This window comes from Methanohalophilus sp. (assembly GCF_030156785.1).
Taxonomy (GTDB): domain Archaea; phylum Halobacteriota; class Methanosarcinia; order Methanosarcinales; family Methanosarcinaceae; genus Methanohalophilus.
The window spans coordinates 52,519-72,812 of the sequence record NZ_JASGLW010000001.1 but is presented as its reverse complement, the minus strand read 5'-3'; the positions used below and the strand labels follow the sequence as shown (position 1 = coordinate 72,812).

General features: G+C 42.1%; 18 protein-coding genes, 1 tRNA gene and 2 pseudogenes. 9 read left to right on the top strand and 12 right to left on the bottom strand.

Going from position 1 to position 20,294, the window contains the following annotated elements; translation table 11 throughout:
- The first annotated feature begins 153 nt into the window (after positions 1–153).
- Positions 154–594, top strand: coding sequence for a response regulator (locus PWQ49_RS00395; protein WP_300606306.1), 441 nt, complete (start codon positions 154–156; stop codon positions 592–594).
- Here PWQ49_RS00395 and PWQ49_RS00390 read toward each other — a convergent pair.
- On the bottom strand, positions 581–1,396 hold the full coding sequence (locus tag PWQ49_RS00390; protein WP_300606303.1) for a transcriptional regulator FilR1 domain-containing protein: 816 nt from the start codon (positions 1,394–1,396) through the stop codon (positions 581–583). The genes PWQ49_RS00395 and PWQ49_RS00390 overlap by 14 nt on opposite strands.
- A gap of 313 nt (positions 1,397–1,709) precedes the next feature.
- On the opposite strand from PWQ49_RS00390, the pseudogene PWQ49_RS00385 reads away from it, so the two are divergent.
- Positions 1,710–1,870 (top strand): annotated as a pseudogene (locus tag PWQ49_RS00385) (transposase); the annotation flags it as partial.
- Between the two features lie 83 nt (positions 1,871–1,953).
- On the opposite strand, the gene PWQ49_RS00380 reads toward PWQ49_RS00385, so the two are convergent.
- Genes PWQ49_RS00380 through PWQ49_RS00370 form a run of 4 tightly spaced genes read right to left on the bottom strand, consistent with a single transcriptional unit; the run spans position 1,954 to position 4,402 of the window.
- A complete protein-coding gene (locus PWQ49_RS00380) occupies positions 1,954–2,727 on the bottom strand; it encodes an exodeoxyribonuclease III (protein WP_300606300.1) in 774 nt (257 codons plus the stop codon).
- Positions 2,720–3,091 carry a TOBE domain-containing protein gene (locus PWQ49_RS00375; protein WP_363321778.1) on the bottom strand — a complete coding sequence of 124 codons (372 nt, stop codon included), beginning with the start codon at positions 3,089–3,091 and terminating at the stop codon, positions 2,720–2,722. Before PWQ49_RS00375 ends, PWQ49_RS00380 begins: the two co-directional genes overlap by 8 nt.
- A gap of 6 nt (positions 3,092–3,097) precedes the next feature.
- Positions 3,098–3,280 (bottom strand): hypothetical protein, encoded by a 183-nt coding sequence (locus PWQ49_RS08240; protein WP_363321777.1) that lies wholly within the window; start codon positions 3,278–3,280, stop codon positions 3,098–3,100.
- Between the two features lie 6 nt (positions 3,281–3,286).
- Positions 3,287–4,402 carry an ORC1-type DNA replication protein gene (locus tag PWQ49_RS00370; protein WP_300606297.1) on the bottom strand — a complete coding sequence of 372 codons (1,116 nt, stop codon included), beginning with the start codon at positions 4,400–4,402 and terminating at the stop codon, positions 3,287–3,289.
- A 291-nt stretch (positions 4,403–4,693) separates the two neighbouring features.
- On the opposite strand from PWQ49_RS00370, the gene PWQ49_RS00365 reads away from it, so the two are divergent.
- Both PWQ49_RS00365 and PWQ49_RS00360 read left to right on the top strand, forming a co-directional pair.
- A tRNA-Lys gene (locus tag PWQ49_RS00365) sits at positions 4,694–4,770 on the top strand.
- A 437-nt stretch (positions 4,771–5,207) separates the two neighbouring features.
- Positions 5,208–5,378 (top strand): CopG family transcriptional regulator, encoded by a 171-nt coding sequence (locus PWQ49_RS00360; RefSeq protein WP_300606294.1) that lies wholly within the window; start codon positions 5,208–5,210, stop codon positions 5,376–5,378.
- A gap of 14 nt (positions 5,379–5,392) precedes the next feature.
- Here the strand turns inward: PWQ49_RS00360 and PWQ49_RS00355 are convergent.
- A pseudogene (locus tag PWQ49_RS00355) lies at positions 5,393–5,747 on the bottom strand (IS1 family transposase); the annotation flags it as partial.
- Positions 5,748–5,989: 242 nt separating this feature from the next.
- Here PWQ49_RS00355 and PWQ49_RS00350 point away from each other — a divergent pair.
- The gene (locus PWQ49_RS00350) at positions 5,990–10,684 is read left to right on the top strand and encodes a cobaltochelatase subunit CobN (protein ID WP_300606292.1); all 4,695 of its coding nucleotides are present in this window, start codon (positions 5,990–5,992) and stop codon (positions 10,682–10,684) included.
- Between the two features lie 242 nt (positions 10,685–10,926).
- Here the strand turns inward: PWQ49_RS00350 and nikR are convergent, their stop codons facing one another.
- Entirely contained in the window at positions 10,927–11,349 is a 423-nt protein-coding gene (nikR, locus tag PWQ49_RS00345; RefSeq protein WP_300606290.1) for a nickel-responsive transcriptional regulator NikR, read from the bottom strand.
- Positions 11,350–11,512: 163 nt separating this feature from the next.
- Here nikR and purC point away from each other — a divergent pair, with 163 nt between their 5' ends.
- On the top strand, positions 11,513–12,238 hold the full coding sequence (gene purC, locus PWQ49_RS00340) for a phosphoribosylaminoimidazolesuccinocarboxamide synthase (protein ID WP_300606287.1): 726 nt from the start codon (positions 11,513–11,515) through the stop codon (positions 12,236–12,238).
- A gap of 88 nt (positions 12,239–12,326) precedes the next feature.
- A complete protein-coding gene (locus PWQ49_RS00335) occupies positions 12,327–13,772 on the top strand; it encodes an NAD(P)/FAD-dependent oxidoreductase (protein ID WP_300606285.1) in 1,446 nt (481 codons plus the stop codon).
- 2 nt (positions 13,773–13,774) lie between these two features.
- Here PWQ49_RS00335 and PWQ49_RS00330 read toward each other — a convergent pair whose 3' ends face one another.
- The 5 genes from PWQ49_RS00330 to yciH all read right to left on the bottom strand — a co-directional run bounded on the left by PWQ49_RS00330 (position 13,775) and on the right by yciH (position 17,638).
- Positions 13,775–14,467 (bottom strand): TIGR00153 family protein, encoded by a 693-nt coding sequence (locus PWQ49_RS00330; RefSeq protein ID WP_300606282.1) that lies wholly within the window; start codon positions 14,465–14,467, stop codon positions 13,775–13,777.
- Positions 14,464–15,501 carry an inorganic phosphate transporter gene (locus PWQ49_RS00325; protein ID WP_300606279.1) on the bottom strand — a complete coding sequence of 346 codons (1,038 nt, stop codon included), beginning with the start codon at positions 15,499–15,501 and terminating at the stop codon, positions 14,464–14,466. Before PWQ49_RS00325 ends, PWQ49_RS00330 begins: the two co-directional genes overlap by 4 nt.
- Before the next feature lie 101 nt (positions 15,502–15,602).
- Positions 15,603–16,820: an Nre family DNA repair protein gene (locus PWQ49_RS00320; protein ID WP_300606277.1), complete on the bottom strand. Its 1,218-nt coding sequence runs from the start codon at positions 16,818–16,820 to the stop codon at positions 15,603–15,605.
- Positions 16,817–17,176 (bottom strand): helix-turn-helix domain-containing protein, encoded by a 360-nt coding sequence (locus tag PWQ49_RS00315; RefSeq protein ID WP_300606274.1) that lies wholly within the window; start codon positions 17,174–17,176, stop codon positions 16,817–16,819. Before PWQ49_RS00315 ends, PWQ49_RS00320 begins: the two co-directional genes overlap by 4 nt.
- Before the next feature lie 153 nt (positions 17,177–17,329).
- Positions 17,330–17,638 (bottom strand): stress response translation initiation inhibitor YciH, encoded by a 309-nt coding sequence (gene yciH, locus PWQ49_RS00310; RefSeq protein ID WP_300606271.1) that lies wholly within the window; start codon positions 17,636–17,638, stop codon positions 17,330–17,332.
- Positions 17,639–17,714: 76 nt separating this feature from the next.
- Between yciH and PWQ49_RS00305 the strand changes: the two genes are divergently transcribed.
- Entirely contained in the window at positions 17,715–18,065 is a 351-nt protein-coding gene (locus tag PWQ49_RS00305) for a DUF192 domain-containing protein (protein ID WP_300606268.1), read from the top strand.
- Between the two features lie 76 nt (positions 18,066–18,141).
- On the top strand, positions 18,142–20,289 hold the full coding sequence (gene purL / locus PWQ49_RS00300) for a phosphoribosylformylglycinamidine synthase subunit PurL (protein ID WP_300606702.1): 2,148 nt from the start codon (positions 18,142–18,144) through the stop codon (positions 20,287–20,289).
- The last annotated feature ends 5 nt before the right edge of the window (positions 20,290–20,294 follow it).

Genomic DNA, 20,294 nt, shown 5'->3' with positions numbered 1-20,294 from the left:
AAAATATTAATCGGATCGATTAACATTGCTTACAGCAATATATGTATAGTTTTCAAATTATAATACATCAATGAAAGCAATATTGCCCTGAGAGTTGCATAAATCCCTTGCAACTCTCATGGTCCCTTCCAAAAACGACGGATGTTCCCAATCATGAATTCAGAAGATAAGCCCTTGATCCTTGTTGTCGATGATGAACCTGACGTAGTGGAATTGCTTGAAATATTCCTTGAAGATGATTATTCTACAATCAGTGCACTTAATGCAACAGAAGGGCTGAAAAAAGCGAAACATTACAATCCGGATCTCATTATTCTTGACGTTATGATGCCTGGTATAAACGGATTGGAAGCATGCAGGATTTTAAAGGATGATATATCAACAAGAAACATTCCGGTAATGATGTTCTCTGCACTGACAGATACTTCTGACAGGAAAAAAGGATTTGAAGCAGGAGCAAGTGCTTATTTAACCAAACCTATTAATCCGAAGGAATTACTCAACACTGTTGCTGAATTAGTTTTTAAAAAAAGTAATCCCCCTGCTATGGAGGCTATGAAGGAGCTTTCTGTAGATCAGATCAGTAGCCTTTGAATTCTTCTGCTTTTGAATGATAGTAAGCAAATAGTTTCTTACCCCAGTTAATTGCCATATCATCATAGCTGAAAAGATCCATGGTAGGATCATAAGTAATACCATCATTCTTATAAAGACCAATAGATATACACTTGTCTGTTACTGTGAATCCAAGTTTTATATTTTCCTGCACTACATAAATCTTAAAATTTTCGTTTTGTAACAAAGCATTGATCTGTTCGGCATATACCTGTTGACCAAGCTCATTCATCACATCAGCACTAATAATCAATTCTACGGGAATCCCTTCAAGTATTCTGGAAGCAAGTGCATCTGCCAGACCACCGGTCATTATGGTGGAAATGCCATAGATTTCATCTGCTTCCTGCAGCATTTTCAGATAATTGTTATATACAGTGAATATTTCCACTTTGGTGTCACTGATCAAGGTTGAATTGTAAAGCGAGCCAATATCCTGCAGAAGCTCATCAGGAATACCTTCCAGATAATGAGTGTAAAAGAAATTTTTGTGTTTAAGTATGGAACCCATTGTTTTTATGGAATCAGCTATTTTTGAAGAAATAATTCTTCCAAGAGGAGTTAACCTGTATTCATGGTCAACTGATTCAATCAATTTATTTGACTCAAGAACACGTATTTTTGGAAGCAGCGCCTGTGAAGTGCTACCAGTGACATCCCTCAAGTCACTGAGTAATTTCCTACCTTCTAAAAGTGAAAGAAGTACCTGAACCTGCAACCTCGATCTGTATATAGCCTGTACATCCTTTTGCACATCATCATATATTTTGAGGATATCCATGCAAGCACACCTAGTTATAAGTATGGGGAGCAATATTTATAAATTTCATTCCATATTATTTCACCCTACGTACCATATTATTTATTATTTTGCGCGATATTTTTTCGCGTGTAAACGATAGTTTTTAAGTCCAAATCGATTCAGGGATGACAAATGAATCAGTATTGAACGATTGTTGAAGATGGGATTTAGAAGTACTAAGCCATATATGAATGGCTCAATGTAGTTTTCAAGGGATTGCTGAATATTGCGAGTTTCATTTAATGCTGGTAAAAAGGATAATAAGGATAATGAAACAGGTTCGTGGAGAAAAATTAGCGAACTACTGACATTAGCAAAGATGGTAAAAAGGATTTTTCAGAGAATTTTGGAATCAATTAAAAAGCATTATTAATGGCTTTGTTGAAGGATTGAACAACAAGATTAAGACTGTAGCAATTAAGAGAGTATATGGATTGAAGAACTGAGAAGTGAAGAAATACAATTACATTCTTGGTGGCAGGAAAACTCCATTTACCCACAAGATGTTAAAGATAAAAATAACCTTATTATGAGTCTTAATTCTTAAGAACTATGCATATCGGACAATGATCAGAACCCATAACATTACTGAGCATGAAAGAAGATTTTACATTACTCTTAAACTCTTCATTAACAAAAAAGTAGTCGATTCTCCAGCCTACATTGCGTTCCCTGGAACGCGTTTTTAAATCCCACCAGCTATAGTGACCACCTTCTTCATTGAACATGCGGAAAGTATCAACATAACCATGGGAAAGGAAAGTATCTATCCATGCCCTCTCCTCAGGAAGAAAACCCGAATGTTTCTCATTCTGTTTGGGTCGTGCAAGATCGATTTCTTTGTGAGCCGTGTTTACATCACCACAAATGACTACATTGTGACCCTTATCCTTGACATCATCCACATATTCAAGGAAAACATCATAGAAAGCCATCTTGTAATCCAGCCTCTCCTTTGAAGAATTACCGTTGGGGAAATATATGTTGAAAAGGACAAAGTTCTCATACCAGGCAATCAGGATCCTGCCTTCATGATCAAAACGTGGATTCCCAAAACCATATTCCACACGTTCCGGTGCAATTTTGCTATAGATAGCAACCCCGCTATAGCCTTTTCTTTCAGCTGCCGAAAAATAGGAATAATAGCCATCGATGTGTTTTATGGATCTGGAAAGTTGATTAGGGTTTGCCTTGGTTTCCTGAATACACAATATGTCAGGAGAGTCTTCCTGAAGCCATTCTACAAATCCTTTTTTAACCATTGAACGAATGCCGTTCACATTCCATGACAATAAACGCATATCACTCATTTTTACTTTCCACCGTACCTGAAGGTTTTCCCACAAGCACTTCGGTTGACTTGATTATGGCAAATACCTTATCACCTTCAGAAAGATCAAGGCTTTCGGCTGCTTCAGCCGTTATCAGGGATGTAAGTACAGAAGGTTCCACTTCGATCTTTATCTTACAGGCGACATCCCCTTTTTCAATTTCCACGATTTTTCCTAAAAGCCGATTTCGAGCTGATAATTTTACTCCAAGATTTTCCCATGAAACTTCATCGGCCATGAGTTCATCCAGATAACTCTTGTTTATTTCGTATTCCGCAATAAGTTTCCTTCCACAATCCGTAAGGAAAGTACCCTGCTTCTTGCCACCCCTTACAGTCCTCACGACATCCTACCCTAGCCTTTCATTTATGCTTTTGATGATTTTCCAGGCGTGCTTATACGAAATGTCAAGCTTTTTGCAAGCTTTCTGCAAAGATCCCTCTTCATCTATTGCACGCAGGATTTCAACCTTGCCCGCACCAAGAACGGGCTTGCCTTCATGCGAAAGCCATACTTTGCTCTTTCTTTCCACAATACTTCACCCCTTCAGGCACTTAAGAACGTCTTCGGGAGGATAGGATAATCCGATCAAACGAGTGCGCCCACGCATACCCTCACCGGAAAAAGTAGCATCCAGATGCTGCAATTCAGCAAGCTTATTTACAATTTCATAAAATCTTGTGTATCCGAGTCCTGTAACTTCATGGAATTGCTCGTAAATGTCCCCTGCTTTTGACCGGCCCATACCGGCTATGATAGCAAGCAATTTTTTCTCATCAGCCGAGAGAGGCATTATCACCCTTTTCAGGTTAAGGAGCCTGGAAGATTCATACGCTTTCTCTACGTCTTCGATCTCAACAGTCCTGCTAGCCCTTTTTTCCGCATTAAGAGCTGACCGTTTGAGGAGATCGATACCTATACGCAAATCACCAATACTGTCAACATAATCTACTACAAGCTCCTGTGCATCTTTAGAAAACACATCGGGATAAAATGCCAGCCGGACCCTAGAAGCTATAATATCTTTTATTTCATGGTAATTGTAGCGTAAGAATTCAATTTCCTCTGGAAGAAAAACTGAACTGACTTTCGGATCAAATCTATAGAGCTTGCCCGTATCACTTACAACAGCTATTACTCCAATTTTTGCACCGAGGAAAAGCTCGTGAGCACGGAGAATGGAGTACATAACCTCATCCGCATGACCTTCGTGAAAAAGATAGTTGATATCGTCAAGGCATACAACCATTACTTTATCCTTCTCGATAAGTCGTTGCACTATTTTCTCAAAAAGTTTCCTGAAGGCGACACCTGAAGAAGGAGGCTCCACATTGAACAATTTTCTGTATATCCTGGAAGCAACTGCAAACCGTGTGGAATCAATCTGGCAGTTTATTTTAAGCACAACCACATCATCAGAGCGTTTTTCCACTTCCTCAAATATTTTGAGGACTGCGGAAGTCTTCCCGGTACCCGGCGGACCTGTCAACAGACAGTTTACAGGTCTCATACCTCCCAGTGCAGGCTTGATACAATAGACTAGAGATTGCATCTGGTTTTCACGATGAAGAAGATCTTCAGGAACATAATCGATTTCAAGTACCTGAGGATCACGGAAAAGTGTCTCATCCCACAAAAGCATATCACGGCTCATCAAACCAATCTCCACATTTTCAGCCAATTATGAAATTCCTGCAAAACTATAATAGCTTTTTCACATATCCGGAGAAGTCCGAAAGCAAAATGAGAGAACATCAAGTTCAGCAGTTTACTAATCATATCATTACCTTATAATCAGCCCCCTATAAGCACACTTAAGTGGACCAAAACGAGAAGGAGGATGATCTCATTAATGGCAAATTATTGCAATATTGTGATTAAACATAATTTCCATCCGAAACCTATATATTATGAAAATACGTATGAGAGCCAGTTTCAGTAGTATGGGCCGGTAGCTTAGTCAGGCAGAGCGATGGACTCTTAATCCATCGGCCGAGGGTTCAAATCCCTTCCGGCCCGCCATCTAACTTTTTTGCACCTCTAATAATTTTAGAATGTTGCATTCCATATTATATTGCATTGCGTAATGGGTTACTGAAAGTTTATTTCGTTAAATGGGATAGAAAATGCTGTTAAATAAGTAAATGGGAACCTGAAAACAGGGACATGGTCGTCGAACATTTCATGGAATTAAAGATGCCACCGGGTATCAAAATTGTTAAGTGGAAATATCTTACCGGTTGTCGCTAATTATGAATTCGATGACGCGAAAAACTTTCGGGGTATTCAATCTTCCGTTGTTGGATGTAGGTTACATCTACACGGTTCCTGTAATTGAATCAAAAAATTATTAAGTCAATGAAGACAAAATACAAACGGCTCTTAAGAAGCCTATCTTTTGCTTTATATCTTATATATGTTATATTCCCTTACCTTACATAGTTACAGGAGATGTTTGAATGCCCAAGGTAAGTGTGGATATCCCTCAAGAACTTCTGGATGATCTTAATGCACACGTAGGTGTGGATAAAAAATTTATTAGCCAGGCAGATGCAATCAGGACGGCTATCCGCAAACTTCTTAATATGATGGATGATGTGGACAGAAGGCACGGCCGATTAAAAGAATAAATCAAAGGGCATTGTTAATTAATAGTTAGTTCTTTATTTTCATATTTCATCAAGAGCAAAATAGAATATTTAAGCATTTCAAGACTTTTCTATAACCCTTTGACTTTATCTTCAGTCTTGGTAGAAAGTGCCTAAATATAGTTTTATAGCCTTCAACAGTATACGTTTCTGCTTTTGAGCGGGTATATATCTTTATAGGGAGGGACTCTGCATATATTTCCTCAGTAATCTGTCATTAATTATCCACCACTTTTGTCTTTAACTTCTTCCAGAGGTTTTTACTTTTTATGCTTTTTTGCTGTCAAAAGAGAATTTGATGAATTTCTTCCCATATCTATCAACAGCAATCCATATCCAGCAGTAGTTTTTTGTTTTAATAAGCTGTCTTCACATCTGGTAACACCAAATAGATATAAATTAATATTTAATGTTATAAATATCAATAACTTTATAACTAATAATTATTATTGTCTGATTTTGGTATTACTATGATCAAAATAAATATTACTGAAAATAATTCTGATGTACGGTGGAAACAGGTATCAATCGCCTCTTCAGCGTTTTTTTTCCTGTTTGTTATGCTATTAATAAACACAGCTACAGCAAGCGCAATGACAGAATTTGCATATGTAACAGATTCTGATGTGCCACACAATATTATCGGAAATGCAACACTTGGGCTTAATGTAAGCAAATATGACTGTATCCCCGGAGGGATGTCGATTGAAGCGGATATCGTATTTGTGGATGTAAGCGCTGAAGCAAACATTACCTACCTATCACAAGAAATCGGCAACGGGAATATTAGCGGAGAAATTATCAGTTTTACGAATAGTTCCGCATTCCTTGCAACCGTCTCTGAAGACGTGCAGCAGAACGCCTCACTTTACTGGACATGGACGGAAGAGAATCTGGAACGGTTACTTGTATATTCCGCCCATGAAGTTGCAGGCAGGGTGGACTTATCACCAAAACCCCCTTTACGCACTTCTATTCTGCTGGTGGTGCTTCCCAACCATGCGACGATACTCAGTGTAGAGGATGAACTTGAAGAGTACGGAATTGACATACGTTTTGCCAACCTCACTGCAATGTCCATGATGGCCCGGGATACTTCCCTTGCACCCTATGTCAATGCGGAGATAGATGATTTCGATGGGGATATAATCCTAGAATATGTAGCAGACTCGCAGTATGATCTCTATAAAGATAGTCTTCAAGCTGCGGGTGATAGAGGGATCAGCGTGCTTGGGATTGGAGGTTTTAGTTCCGCACATTCCTATTACTACAACGTAGACGATGGTTCTGAGGTGCTTAAAACTTTGTTTGACAAATACAGGCCAGGGTATTGGCGTACTGTTCTCCCTGAAAACCTTATAAGGATGTTTGTTTATGTTTCAAATGAGGTAGATGAACGGGAAGATCTTGCTCCCTATGTCAAACCCACAATGATTGTACCACCGGCGGCGATCTATCATCCGGATGCTCCCCCATGCAACTATGAAGGGGATAGTTTTGAGCATCTTTTCACAAACCGGACAGAATACAACAGCTGGTATGAGCAGAGCGGGCATTATACGGAGGGTGCTCCATGGATCGGAATTGCAATGTATTACAGGGATTATCAGGAGGGTAAGCTGCATACCGAGGATGTCATGATACGGATGCTGGAAGAGGACGGCTACAATGTCATAGCCAGTTATGTCCCATGGGGGAGTCCCATTAATACTTTTTACAACAATTCCGATGAAAACCATTGTGTGGATGCCATAATAAGTTTCCTTTTCTTCGGTGCCACAGGGCCGGCGGATATTCTAAGCCAGAGTGATGTACCGGTCTTAAAAGCCGTGAGTCTTTCCTACCAGACATATGCGGAGTGGCAGGCAAACCCCTATGGAATGCACGGTACCGCAATAACCTGGAAACTTGACCAACCCGAAATGGATGGGGTAATAGCTCCTATCCCCGTGGAGGCACAGTTCACAGAAGACGATTATACCCGCTATCCCATAATGGACAGGGTGGATAAACTGGTGGGTACTGCAGAATCCTATGCGGATTTGCGCAATACATCTCCTGCAGATCGCAGGATAGCCCTGATCTACTTCAATCATCCGCCGGGTAAGCAGGATGTAGGAGCAAGCTATCTGAACCTTTTTGAGTCACTTGACGGAATGCTTGCAGCCCTTGAAAATGAAGGATATTCCACACAGCACCTGAATGCCTCAGTGCTGCAGCGAATGATCTTATGTGAAGGTCGCAATGTCGGAACATGGGCTCCGGGTGAACTTGAAGAGCTTGTGGATGCAGGGCTTGCAAATAATTCCATTGTCCTGCTGGATGTTGCAACCTACGAGGAATGGTTTGCCGAACTGCCGTCTCCTATCCGCGATGAAGTTGTTGCGACATGGGGGGAGCCACCGGGGGACATGATGGTGTTGGAACGCGACGGCAACAGGTACATTGTTATTCCTGCGATAAAGGACGGCAACGTCATCCTCACGCCACAGCCTGCCAGGGGCTGGGAGGAGGATGTGGAAAGGCTTTATCATGACCTGAACATTCCGGTACCGCACCAGTACCTTGCGTTCTATCTGTGGCTGCAGCATTCTCCTGCCGAAGGTGGTTTTGGGGCAGATGCAATAGTGCATGTCGGAAGGCACGGAACCCACGAATGGCTTCCTGGCAAGATGTTATGCCTGGACAATACCAGTTATTCCGATGTCCTACTCGGAGATCTGCCAAACATATATCCTTACATCATGGACGGAGGCGGGGAAGGTATACAGGCAAAAAGGCGTGGTTATGCAACCCTTATCAGCCACCTGACACCCCCTATCGCATATGGCGGAACATACGGTGAACTCCGTGACCTGAAATATTACCTCATGCAATATGAACGGTATTCACAAACCGGTTCTACCGAAGGTATGAACAAGACAAAGGAGAAGGTAATTGCCATTCTGGGGAATACCACACTGGACGAGGAGATCGGCGTCGAGATAAATGACAGCAATTTTGCCGAAAGTGCCGAAGAAATCGTGGAGTATATGGAACAGGTAGCTTCCGAGACAATTCCTTACGGGACACACACATTCGGGATAGCGTTGCCAGATTCACATGTTTCGATGTTCCTTGAGACCATGCATACAGATCTCCTCATGAACACTTCCTGTACAATCCTTGGATATAATTATTCGGATGTTTCGCAGGGCGGCCTTGGAAATCTGGAAAACAGAACTGATGCTGAAAATACAAGCAAATGGCTACTCGGTGCTTTCTTCAATAGCAGCGGAAACGATGATTTCAGGGAAACAGTTTCAGAGTACTTCAATATCACCATTGATGCATCCCTCAGTGAAAGGCTCAACCAGACCTATGAAGAACTAAATAGAACAGAAGGTTTGTTAGATCCTTCAATTGAGATGAATTCTTTAATCCATGCCCTTGATGGTGGTTACGTGATACCCGGAGAGCAGGGCGATCCGGTCAGTAACCCGTCAGCTCTCCCAACCGGCTGTAATTACTACGGTTTCAATTCCAAAAAAGTCCCTGATCCCACTACATGGGAGATCGGAAAGGACCTGGCAGATGACATGCTGGTGGATTACTATGAGCTACACGGGCATTTTCCGGATAAGATGGGTGTATCCATGTGGTCTGTGGAAACACTGCGGCATAACGGTGTCGTGGAATCCATGGTGCTACGGCTGATGGGTGCAGAACCGTCTTTTTATTATACCAGAAGCGGTGCTTTTTCCAAAGTCTACAATGATCGGGTAACAGTGACGCCTCTCGATGAGCTGACATTAACCCTTTCAAATGGTACTGTGGTGCAGCGCCCGCGGATAGATGTCGTCATCACAACTTCGGGTCTTTACCGTGACACTCTCCAGTACCAGATGAGGATGCTGGATGTAGCCGTCTGGGAGATCTCGGGACTGAATGAATCTGTTGAGGAGAATTATGTCCGCAAGCACAGTCAGGAGATCGAACAACATCTTCTGGGATTTAATGAAAGCCAGAAACGGGATCTGATGGAATACTACCTGCAGGCTGATCCCGGGTTTGCCGGGGATTTCCCTGAACTTGCAGCCAAACTCTCCAGGCACAGGATATTCGGACCTCCGCCCGGCGGTTATGGTGTGGGCATTGAAAAAGAGATTGAAGCAGGTGGTACGGCATGGGATGCCTCCAATTCCACGGAAGCCATTGGTTCGATGTATATCTTCCGTATGGCCAATCTCTACACCAGTGATGAAGGCGGTAATGTGCATTACCTCGGGAACTATGAGGATATCTTCAGCGAAAATCTCAAGGGAACAGACGTTATTTTCAACAGCCGTTCCACAAGCCTGTACGGCGTGCTGGATAATGATGATTTCTTCCAGTATGTGGGAGGGCTTGCCGTGGCGATTGAACACGTTTCAGGAACTTCGCCTGAGATCAAAGTCGTAAATTTACGGGGCGATCCGGTTGTGGAGCCTTTAGAGGTTTTCCTCGCAAGGGAATTGAGAAGTCGTGCCCTTAATCCTCTATACCTTGAAGGTATGATGGGCTCAGGATACTCCGGTATGAAGGAAATCGCCGAGATCGTGGACAACCTCTGGGGATGGCAGGTGGTGTCACCGGAACTTGTGAAGGACTACATGTGGAACGATCTTTACGAAACTCTTGTGCTTGATCGCAATGAAATCGGCATCAAGGAAGCATTCAACACACAAAACCCATATGCATACCAGTCTGCAGTTGCACGCATGCTGGAGGCTGTGCGCAAAGATTACTGGGATGCCCCTGAGGAAGTTGTGGAACGTCTTGTAGAAGAGTATGTGGAATCCGTTGCTGAGAATGGCGTGACCTGCTGTCACCATACCTGTGGCAACCCCTTGCTCCATGAGTATGTGCATGGTTATATTTCAGCTCCCACCACGCATGTCAGCAAACAGGCAGCCAGCGATTACCTGCAGCTCATGGAGACCGCTACAGGCATGTCAGGTAGTCTTCCTTCCAAGGATAACAATCCTTCATTTTCTGGAAGGGGGGAAGCACGTGTTATCACCGGGGCTTCGGGTAATCAGACATCAGAAGTTGTAAGTGTCACGGGTGCCGGTGAGGAAAATACTCCTGCCAGTCAGCAGTCAAAGAAAGGAGATACTTATGTGGAGGGCTATGAGATGAACCGTGAAACACCTTCAAGCGGTGAAGGCGTTTCCTCTGCTTTTTCGGCAGCTGATGTTTTTGGCACCGTCTTTATTCTGGCAGCCGCAGTTGTCATTATGTACGGATACCATAGAAAAATGAAATGAACTGCCTCTATAGGCAGTTTTATTTTTTAATCAAGCGACAAGTCCATTTTTTTATCGATTGCAGCAGTAAGCCTGTTATCGGATTTTATTGTAACAGAGAAGTATGCAGAATGTTCTTTTGCGGGCTACATTTTCATCAACTGAAAAATGATTTCCGCAAATATGGTATTTTTTCTCTGAATATCATGTACCGCCAAGCAATGCCAAATAAATAAATGGCATTTAACATAAGGTGCTAAAACTTACAATTTTTCTGCCGGAGGCGTTGTATTCAATTTGACGTATTTTACTCCTTTAAGTGCCATAAGACTTTCATCCAGTTCCCTAATATCGTTCCCATCTCCATCAAAAATTATAACTTCAAGGCAGTTTTCTTTATCTAGATGAATGTGTACAGAGGACTTTATAAGGTCTGAATAGTCGTGCTGAATATCAGCAACCGCATTTGAAACCCCTCTTTTGGTATGATCATAAATGAGGGTAATTGTACCCACTCGTCTGCCACTTATGTCATTCATCCATTCATAGTAGTTAATGTAACTGCGGATGGCATCCCTTATCCCTTCGGATCTGGAGGAATAACCTCTTTCCATTATGATGGAGTCAAACTTGTTTAATAGGTTATTAGGTAGTGATACGCCAATTCTCATAAGTTCCGGATCCATCTTATCTTCACCTATCAACTATTGGATTTTTTATTAATAACATTTTGTGTTATGGCATAAACCATGTACGCATATTTCGTTGCATAAATTTATAAACCATGTACGCATATTTCGTTGCATAAATTTATTATCAAAAATCACTTATTTAGTATAGGAGATTGCTATGTCGGAGATTGAAATTAAAGACAAATTATATTCTGGAAAAGCCAAGACTATTTACAAGACAACTGATCCCGATGTTTTGGTTTCACACTTTAGGGATAGCTTGACTGCATTTGATGGCAAGAAAAAAAGTGAGGCAGAGAAGAAAGGTTACTATAACGCTCAAATTTCCAGAAAACTATTTGAAATGCTTGAAGACGCCGGAATAAAAACCCACTATCTTGGTATGCTGGATGATGAGCATATGCTGGTTCAAATGGTTGATATAATCCTTATCGAAGTAATTCCAAGGAACATCGCAGCCGGTTCTATCACCCGCAAATATCCATTTGAAGAAGGTATGCGTTTCAAAGAACCGGTTATTGTGATGGATTATAAGAGTGACGAATACGGTGATCCAATGCTCAATGAGGACATCGCAGTAGCACTCGGCATTGCAACAAGAGAAGAGATTGCTAAAATAAGGGAGCTTGCATTGAAGATAAATGAACTCTTAACTGCATACCTAGAGAAGCGGGGCTTAATCCTTGTTGACTTCAAATTGGAATTTGGTCGCAGGGACGGCGAGATTGTGCTTGCTGATGAGATCTCCTGTGATACCTGCCGTTTCTGGGATGCAGAAACTGGTGAGTCTCTTGACAAGGATGTTTTCAGGTTTGACAAAGGCAATGTTACGGGAGTCTATGAAAAGGTAGCCCGGCGAATAGTTCCTGAGATATTTGAATAATTTTTTGAAAGGTATAATGGAATTCCTGTCACTTCGCATTGACATTTTTTCATTATCCTTACTTCCTTATTAAAACGGAAGAAAAAATATGGGTAAATATGATATTGTAATAATAGGTGCAGGAGCAAGCGGTCTTTTAGCAGCACTGACACTTTCAAAGCATGGAAAAAAAGTGCTGGTGCTTGAAAAAAAGTCACATGTCGGGGGAAATTGCAATAGTTACATGATTGATGGATTCCAAGTTGATACTGGTCCTCATGCAATTACACACCTTGCAGAAGGTCCCCTGAAAATACTGATGGAAAACTACTTTGATTATCTTCCGGTTTTTGAGGACTACGGGAATTATTTTGCCAGGACGGAACAACACTTTGTAAAAGTCCCTTCCAACCTAAAGGAATTTGCCGTATTTGATCCTCTTCCAAAAAAAGACCGCTTACTAATCGCCCAGGCTTTGACAAAGCAACTAACACTTTCAACTTTTGGTTTTGATCTCACCAAACAATCGGTATATGATGCCTTGCCAAAAAACCTCTCTAAGGATACCTATGATTTTGTTGATTCAATATCGCATTTCCTATCCGGAAAATCCATGAAAGAGACTTCTGTGCACAGAATACTGACCGGAAGTAGCTTTGTCAGGGATCGTGTTACTCAGGAGCAGTTTGAAAGTATTGTTGGCAAACACAAGAAAACACCTGTGGAATCAATACTCCGGACTATAATTCCGTCAGAGCATCATGCATCCCTACAAGATCGGATTTACAGTGTATCAAACCAGTTTTCCTCCCTTGGAAGACTTGCTACAAACAAGGCAAGTAATTCTCAGGGTTACCCCCGCAAAGGCCTCAAAGCCTTGCTCAATGCAATTTTATTTTCCCTTCCAAAATCGGTTGAAATCAAGACTGAATGTGAAGTCCGGAAGATATTTGTGAAGGATGGAAAGGTCACAGGTGTGGAGGCAGATGAGATTTATACTGCGGATGTTGTTATTCATACAGGATTTGCCCGCGATTTGCCTTCTATGATAGAAGAGTTGCCACAAGCATATATCGATGAATTAAATGGTATTGTGCATAGCAAAAGCCTTACTTTGTGGCTGGGCTTTGATAAAATACTTGATGAATTTAATTACATAGGCTCTGAAATCTGGTATAAGGAAAATGCCTATTGGGCAATGCCAATAAGCAATTATGATTCCTCACTTGCCCCATCAGGTAAACAGCTTGTGGGATTTGCATTTGCCATGGATGAGGGTGCATCGCAAAATACTGAAATTAAAAAGGCCTATGAGACCGTTTTCACGGCAGTTCCCAATGCTGAGGACCATGTGGAAATGCAGCATGAACAAGTAACGATTCCAGAAAAGGCCTCAGTTACAATTGACGGAAATTTTGCGAAAATAAGAACTCCTGTTAAGAATCTTTATATAGCAGGAACAGATACGGACAGCCGCAGCATGGGGATTACACGTGCGGCTTACTCGATAATCGAATTGTTAGGGATATTAAATGAAGATTCAAACCTTCACTGACATTATCTTCTCAGTATCATCGTTCTGAGACGGTCTGCTGCATGTTCTGCCTTGTCTGCTATATCCCCTGTGAGTTTAACAAGTTCTGTGAGGTGATATACGGCTGCTCCACCAAGCTCATTCTCTGAGTTGAATATCTTCATCATTAAGTTTTTTTCAATAATGTCAACTTCGTGCTCCAGTTCCTCTACTCTTGGAACAAGTGCAAGGGCTTCTTTGACATCTTTTTTTCCAAAGGATGATTCCAGTAAATCCTCAAGTTCGCCTATAAGCAGTTCATATGTGTCAACAGTTTCAATTGTTTTTTCCACAAGCCTCTTAAGCTCTTCTTTCAGATCTTGTGGCACTTCGCACTTTCTTAAAGTCATCCAGAATCCGACTTCTTGGGCGACGTCTGCAATTGAATCCTGTGGTTTGAGGAAATTAAATAGGTCTTCTGCCTTAACTGGAAGCATTATGGATGAAGAAATCTCGCTTCTTATGGTTTGTTTGATGATATCAGCTTCATGTTCGATGGAATCAATCTGCCTGCTATATTCCAGTACTGCATCCATATTTCCTTCACAGTATGCTTCAAATGATTTCTGTAAAATGTAGGTTGCCTCCACACCTTTGCTGGCATGCATAGCTATTGGTTTGAACGGTGACGTTGCAAAAATATCCAGAACTGTACGTATGTAATCAAATTTTTTCATATTCCAATCCCCAATAATATTGTAAAAATGACTGCTGAAGTCAGAGCAGCTATAGGTACTGTAGTGATCCATGATGCTACAATCTTGCCTATCACACTGAGGTCAACGGCAGCAAGACCTCCAGCAAGCCCCACACCAATCACAGAACCCACAAGAGTGTGTGTGGTCGATATTGGAAGGGAGCTATAACTATGCAAAATCACTACAGAAGCGGTTGCAAACTCTGCAGAGAAACCTCTTGTAGGAGTTAGTTCAGTTATCCTTGTTCCGATGGTTTCAATCACTCGGTATCCCCATGTGGCAAGCCCGATTACCATTCCTATTCCTCCTACTGCAAGAACCCATATTGGAACTCCGCCATCCGCGGCACCAAGTGCATTAAGTCCAGCATACAGGGGTCCAACGGCGTTTGCTACATCGTTTGATCCATGTGCAAATGCGATGTAACAAGCAGTCATTATTTGCAGATAAACAAATTTTCTCTCTACATCATGTGGTTCAGTCGCTCTTTGTAAAAATAAGAATCGCACAATTAAGAATATAATGTAAGCAATTATTGCTCCAAGGATCGGGGAAATGAGCCAACTTGCTACAATTTTAGCTAGGATGCTCCACTGGATGTCATTTATTGCGATTATGTCCATCATAGCAGCTATTATTCCAAAACCAAGTACTGCCCCTACTATTGAATGGGTTGTGGAAACGGGTAAATTGTAGAATGTTGCCAGTGTGATCCAGAATCCGGCTGCAAGAATTGCAGCAAGCATTCCCAGTACTACCAGATGAGGATCTATTGTCTTTATTGCATCAAGGGGGACAATTCCCTTTGCAATTGTTGTTGTAACACGTTTCCCGAAAAATACGGCTCCAGTGAATTCAAAAAAGGCTGCAACAATCACAACCTTTTTCAGGGTCAGTGCACCACTCCCCACTGAGGTTCCCATGGCGTTAGCCAGATCATTGGCTCCTATATTCCATGCCATATACAAACCGGCAAGAACTAAAATTATCATGTATGGGTTTAAGTAATCCATTGGAATAACTCCTCAATCTCTGAGGATGAAAACAGCCATTTGCAGATATAAGTTTCCTATATAGTTTCATTGTGCTATATAGATCAATATATCTCACATAGTTAATTCAAAAACTGTGATAATGATGTTTGTTTTTGCAGGAGCTGTAATATTTCGGAGCGACTTTGCCATTCGCTTCGGGGCGTATGGATTCTTTTTTCCATATCCATGAGTGCACCTTCAAGGGTTTCGAATGTTTGTGGTTTTCTGGTCATTGTATTCCTTGCCGCTTCCCTCACCACCCATACGCCAAGAGGAGCCCAGTATTCCGGAGTAATTTCCCGAATCGCAAATATTGCTGCCTGCCGCCTTGTTTTCTGGAAGTGCTCCAAAACCGGAAGCCTGGCGGCATAGTAACCTCCTGCCAGATTTGAATACCCCTTCTTTCCTTTTGCACCTTCCATATCCTGTCCTATCCATGAATTTGCACCGGACCAAACGGTTTTTTTCATCCAGATTTCAAGCAGCTCAAAGGAATAAGTACGGGGGTAAAGCAGAATTTCAAAATGGTTTCCCAAGCATCCACCGCTGAATAATTGTATGTCCTTAACTTCAGGATAATCAAGTGCCTGTTTTGCCAGCTCTTTGCCAATCATATCGTCCGTAGCAGTTATTGCCCATCGTGTTGGTACAAGCTTGCGTTTTTGTCCGAGCAAACCTATTGACAAAAGACGGGTAATGTGTTCGGTACCTATATTTGAATTGAATAATTCGAGAGTCACATCTTTAGCAAGGGCATCGGTGTCATATGCCAGGTAATCAACTTTTGCGGGAACCCTGGGATTCTCTGCAAGGTCAAATTTCTCCACTTTCCCCGAAGGACCCATGGGAGTCATAACTCCATCAAAACTTGTGGTTGCTTTCAGGGGTTTGCTAAACCTTGCTTCCGCATCAACTGGTTGGCTTGAAAGGGCCAACTCCTGTGCTTTTTCAATTAGCTGATTGCTAAGTGGTTGTTTCACGTCAGCTAGTGTGCTTGCGCGCACAAGACTGCAGCGCTGGCGAATTATGTCATCAATTCCCATTTTAAGAAGTTTTTTTGGATCTTCAAGATCCAAGGCATCGTCCCCTAAAACATCAGGTGGAATCATTGGTCCGGCTTTTACCTGCGGATACCCATATCTTCCAACAAATACAGCGGGAGGTGACGCTCCAAAAACATCTTTTTTTCCCTCTTGTAAAAAAGATAGGTTAGAAGTAGTTTTAATTTTCTCAAGAATAGGACATGTCGGCCTTCCGCACATCCCCCTTCCTTTGCACTGGATACATCTGCAATTCAATCATCGTCCACTCCGCATAGGAAGCAATATTCTGCACCGGGTGCGTTTTTGTAAAGCCAGCCAGACTTCTGGACATGCTTGCAGATCTCACACATTTTTTTCACTTTTTCCTTTGGTGTGAGATCGTTGAGGAGTTCTGAAGCAAAAATACTAATCAGATCCAGCGTCTCTTCCGAAAAATCGATGTCTGCACCCCTTTTTTCACTTACATATTGTGATACTGCAGCTCTGGATAAGCCTAGATTTTCTGCGACTTGCTGTTGTGTACACCCAAATTCAACCATCATTACTCTGGCGACTTCTGCACGTATTGCGGGTAAGACTCTCTGGACCATTATTTCACATGTAGGTCGCATTTAACCACCTCTGGTGAATGATTTGGAAATTATCGTTAGCAAAAGAGGCGATTGCAAGAAAAAAACCAATCGCCCTCAAAATCGCTGCCAGCAGCGATAGTTGTTGCTTTCAATTTTCAATTGATTTTGCAGAACAGTTTAAAAACGATGTTTTTAGTCCTTAATCTGATCGGGAGAGAAACCCTTTTCAATAAGTACTTGTTTCATGCGGCCAAGATGATTACCCTGTAATTCAACAGCATTGCCTTTTACTGTCCCTCCACAGGCAAATTTGGATTTCAGATATGTTGCAAGTTCATGAAGATCAATCTCGTTGGCATCAAAACCTTCCACAACTGTCACTTCTTTTCCATACCTACGCCTGTTAACCTTTACGGTAATTCTTTGCTGTTCCTTTGCCACTTCTTCGCATATGCATAGTTCCTTTGGCAATCCACATACAGCACACATTTCTGAACTCATTTTTGGGTATTTCCTCCAATTATAAATGCTTAGCATCTGTACTTTTTATATGTACAGACACTAAGAGTTAACTTCGATGCTATTAATATCTAATGGTAAAATAGTGGCCGCAAAAATGGATGTAGCTTGCAGTTTTCTTGCAAAAAGCCGGGGGTTGATGTTCAGGAGAAGCATACCTGAAGGATATGCTCTGCTTTTTGTGTTAAAGAAACCTGTAAAGGTGCGCCTTCACATGTTTTTTGTACCGTTTCCCATTGATGTCCTTCTTTTGGATAAGGATATGAGAATCCTGGATACTCAGCATTTGAAAGCGTGGGTTGGTTTACTGAAAAGCAAGTTTGAGGTGAGCTATGTGATTGAGCTTCCCGCTGGCACTGTAAATCGCTACAAACTTAAAAAAGGGCAGAAGCTATATCTTATTGAGTGAAGAAGATTATCCAGAAATATTTATCTATATGTCCGGTTTATGTGAGGACAGATTCCAGCTAATAAGAGGCGCCCAGATGTTACCTGACGATGATCTAAAAATCATAACCGAAAAGATGGGAAGAAAACCAAACCTTGTCGAACAGGGTTGTTTTCTGAATCTCTGGAGTGAACATTGTTCTTACCGCTCTAGTGCACCCCTTTTGAAATGCTTTGTAACCGAAGGTGAGAAAGTAATCATTGGCCCCGGAGACGACGCAGCGATTGTGCGTTTTGGCAGGGGGCTGGCACTTGCCATAGGAATGGAAAGCCACAACCATCCTTCCTATGTGGATCCCTTTAATGGCTCTTCCACAGGTGTCGGGGGAATTGTCAGGGATATTATATCAATGGGTGCTCGTCCCATAGCTTTGATGGACCCTCTGTATTTCGGTCCACTGAACACTCCCAAGAATCTCTATCTTTTCGAGCACATAGTCGAAGGCATATCCAGTTACGGAAACTGCATCGGTGTTCCGGTTGTCCGTGGTGAAACTTTCTTTGATGAGAGTTACAGTGGAAATCCCTTGGTCAATGTTGTATGTGTCGGGCTTGTTGAGGAAGACAAGCTTGTAACAGCTACTGCACAAAAAGCCGGGAATAAGATTGTGCTTATGGGATCAACTACCGGCCGTGATGGTCTGGGAGGAGCTTCTTTTGCATCCCGAGACTTATCCGAAGATTCGGAAGCCGAAGATCGTCCGAGTATTCAGGTAGGAGATCCTTTTATTGAAAAGCTGCTTATCGAAGCAACCCTTGAAGCCATCAATAAAGGTTACGTTAAATCCTGCAGGGATCTTGGCGCCGCCGGATTGGCGGGTGCATCATCCGAAATGGCCTCCAAGGGAAGACTAGGCATTCGCCTGATTGCAGATAATGTACCTCTGCGTGAGGACAACATGACAGCCTTTGAAATATTGATTGCTGAATCCCAGGAACGCATGCTTGTTGAAGTAGCTCCCGAAGATGTTGATGCAGTCCTTGCAATCGCCGACAAATACGATCTTAACTCTGCTGTAATAGGCGAGCTTACCGAACGTCTCTATTTCACAGTTGAATTTAAAGGCGAAGTTGTGGCGGATGTGCCTATTCTGCTCCTGACTGAGGGGGCTCCTACTTTTGAAAGACCTTCAACTCCTCCTAAGAAGCGCGATATGGGTACTTCGCCAGAAATGCCGGAAGATCTCAAAAACACGATACTCAAGATTCTTTCTTCTCACAATGTTGCTTCCAGAGAATGGATTTACCGCCAATATGACCATGAAGTACAGATACGTACAGTTGTAAAACCCGGTGATGATGCTGGCATTTTAAGAATTTCAGGAGTCCAGGGAATTGGCATCTCCTGCGGCTGCAATCCACGCCATGTCGGGCTGGATCCGTATGAGGGTAGCAGGGGCGCAGTTGTGGAAAATGCCATGAACCTTGCAATAAAAGGTGCAGAGAGCATTGCTCTTGTTAATTGCCTCAACTTCGGGAATCCTGAGAAACCAGATATTTACTGGCAATTCAAACATAGCATAATGGGTCTTGCAGATGCTGCAAGGGATCTTTCAATTCCGGTAGTAGGTGGCAATGTATCTCTCTATAATGAAAGCGAGGAATTTAATATGGCAATTCTTCCTACTCCGGCTCTTGGAGTTATTGGTTTTATTCCTGATGTTTCACAGGTCCCCTCTTCAACATTCCGTAATGAAGGGGATTCAATTATCCTTGTAGGTACTACAAAAGCTGAGATGGGAGCATCCGAATATCATGATCTTCTCGGTTGCCAGAATGTTGGGCACTCCCCAATTGTTCCGGAAAACTATGCTTCCATTATTTCAACATTGATTTCTGCAACAAGATCTGGTGTTGTTAATGCATCAAAAGATCTGTCATTGGGAGGTCTGGCAATAGCTCTAAGCAAGATGTGTTCTACCATGGGTGCAAAAGTTGATCTTGCGGGCATTTCAGACGGCTTGAGGACAGACGAACTTTTGTTTTCCGAATCATATGCCCGTGCCTTGATTACGACATCAGAACCCGAAAAAGCCGGTGAAATACTGGATGGAGTTCCTCATGCAGTCATAGGTACAGTTGGAGGGAAATCCCTTGAAATAAAGCTTCCCGAAAAGACCCTATCTTTAGGGATTCAGGAAATCAACGAATCATTGCAAAGCCTTACAAAAATGATGATGGAATAAATTAT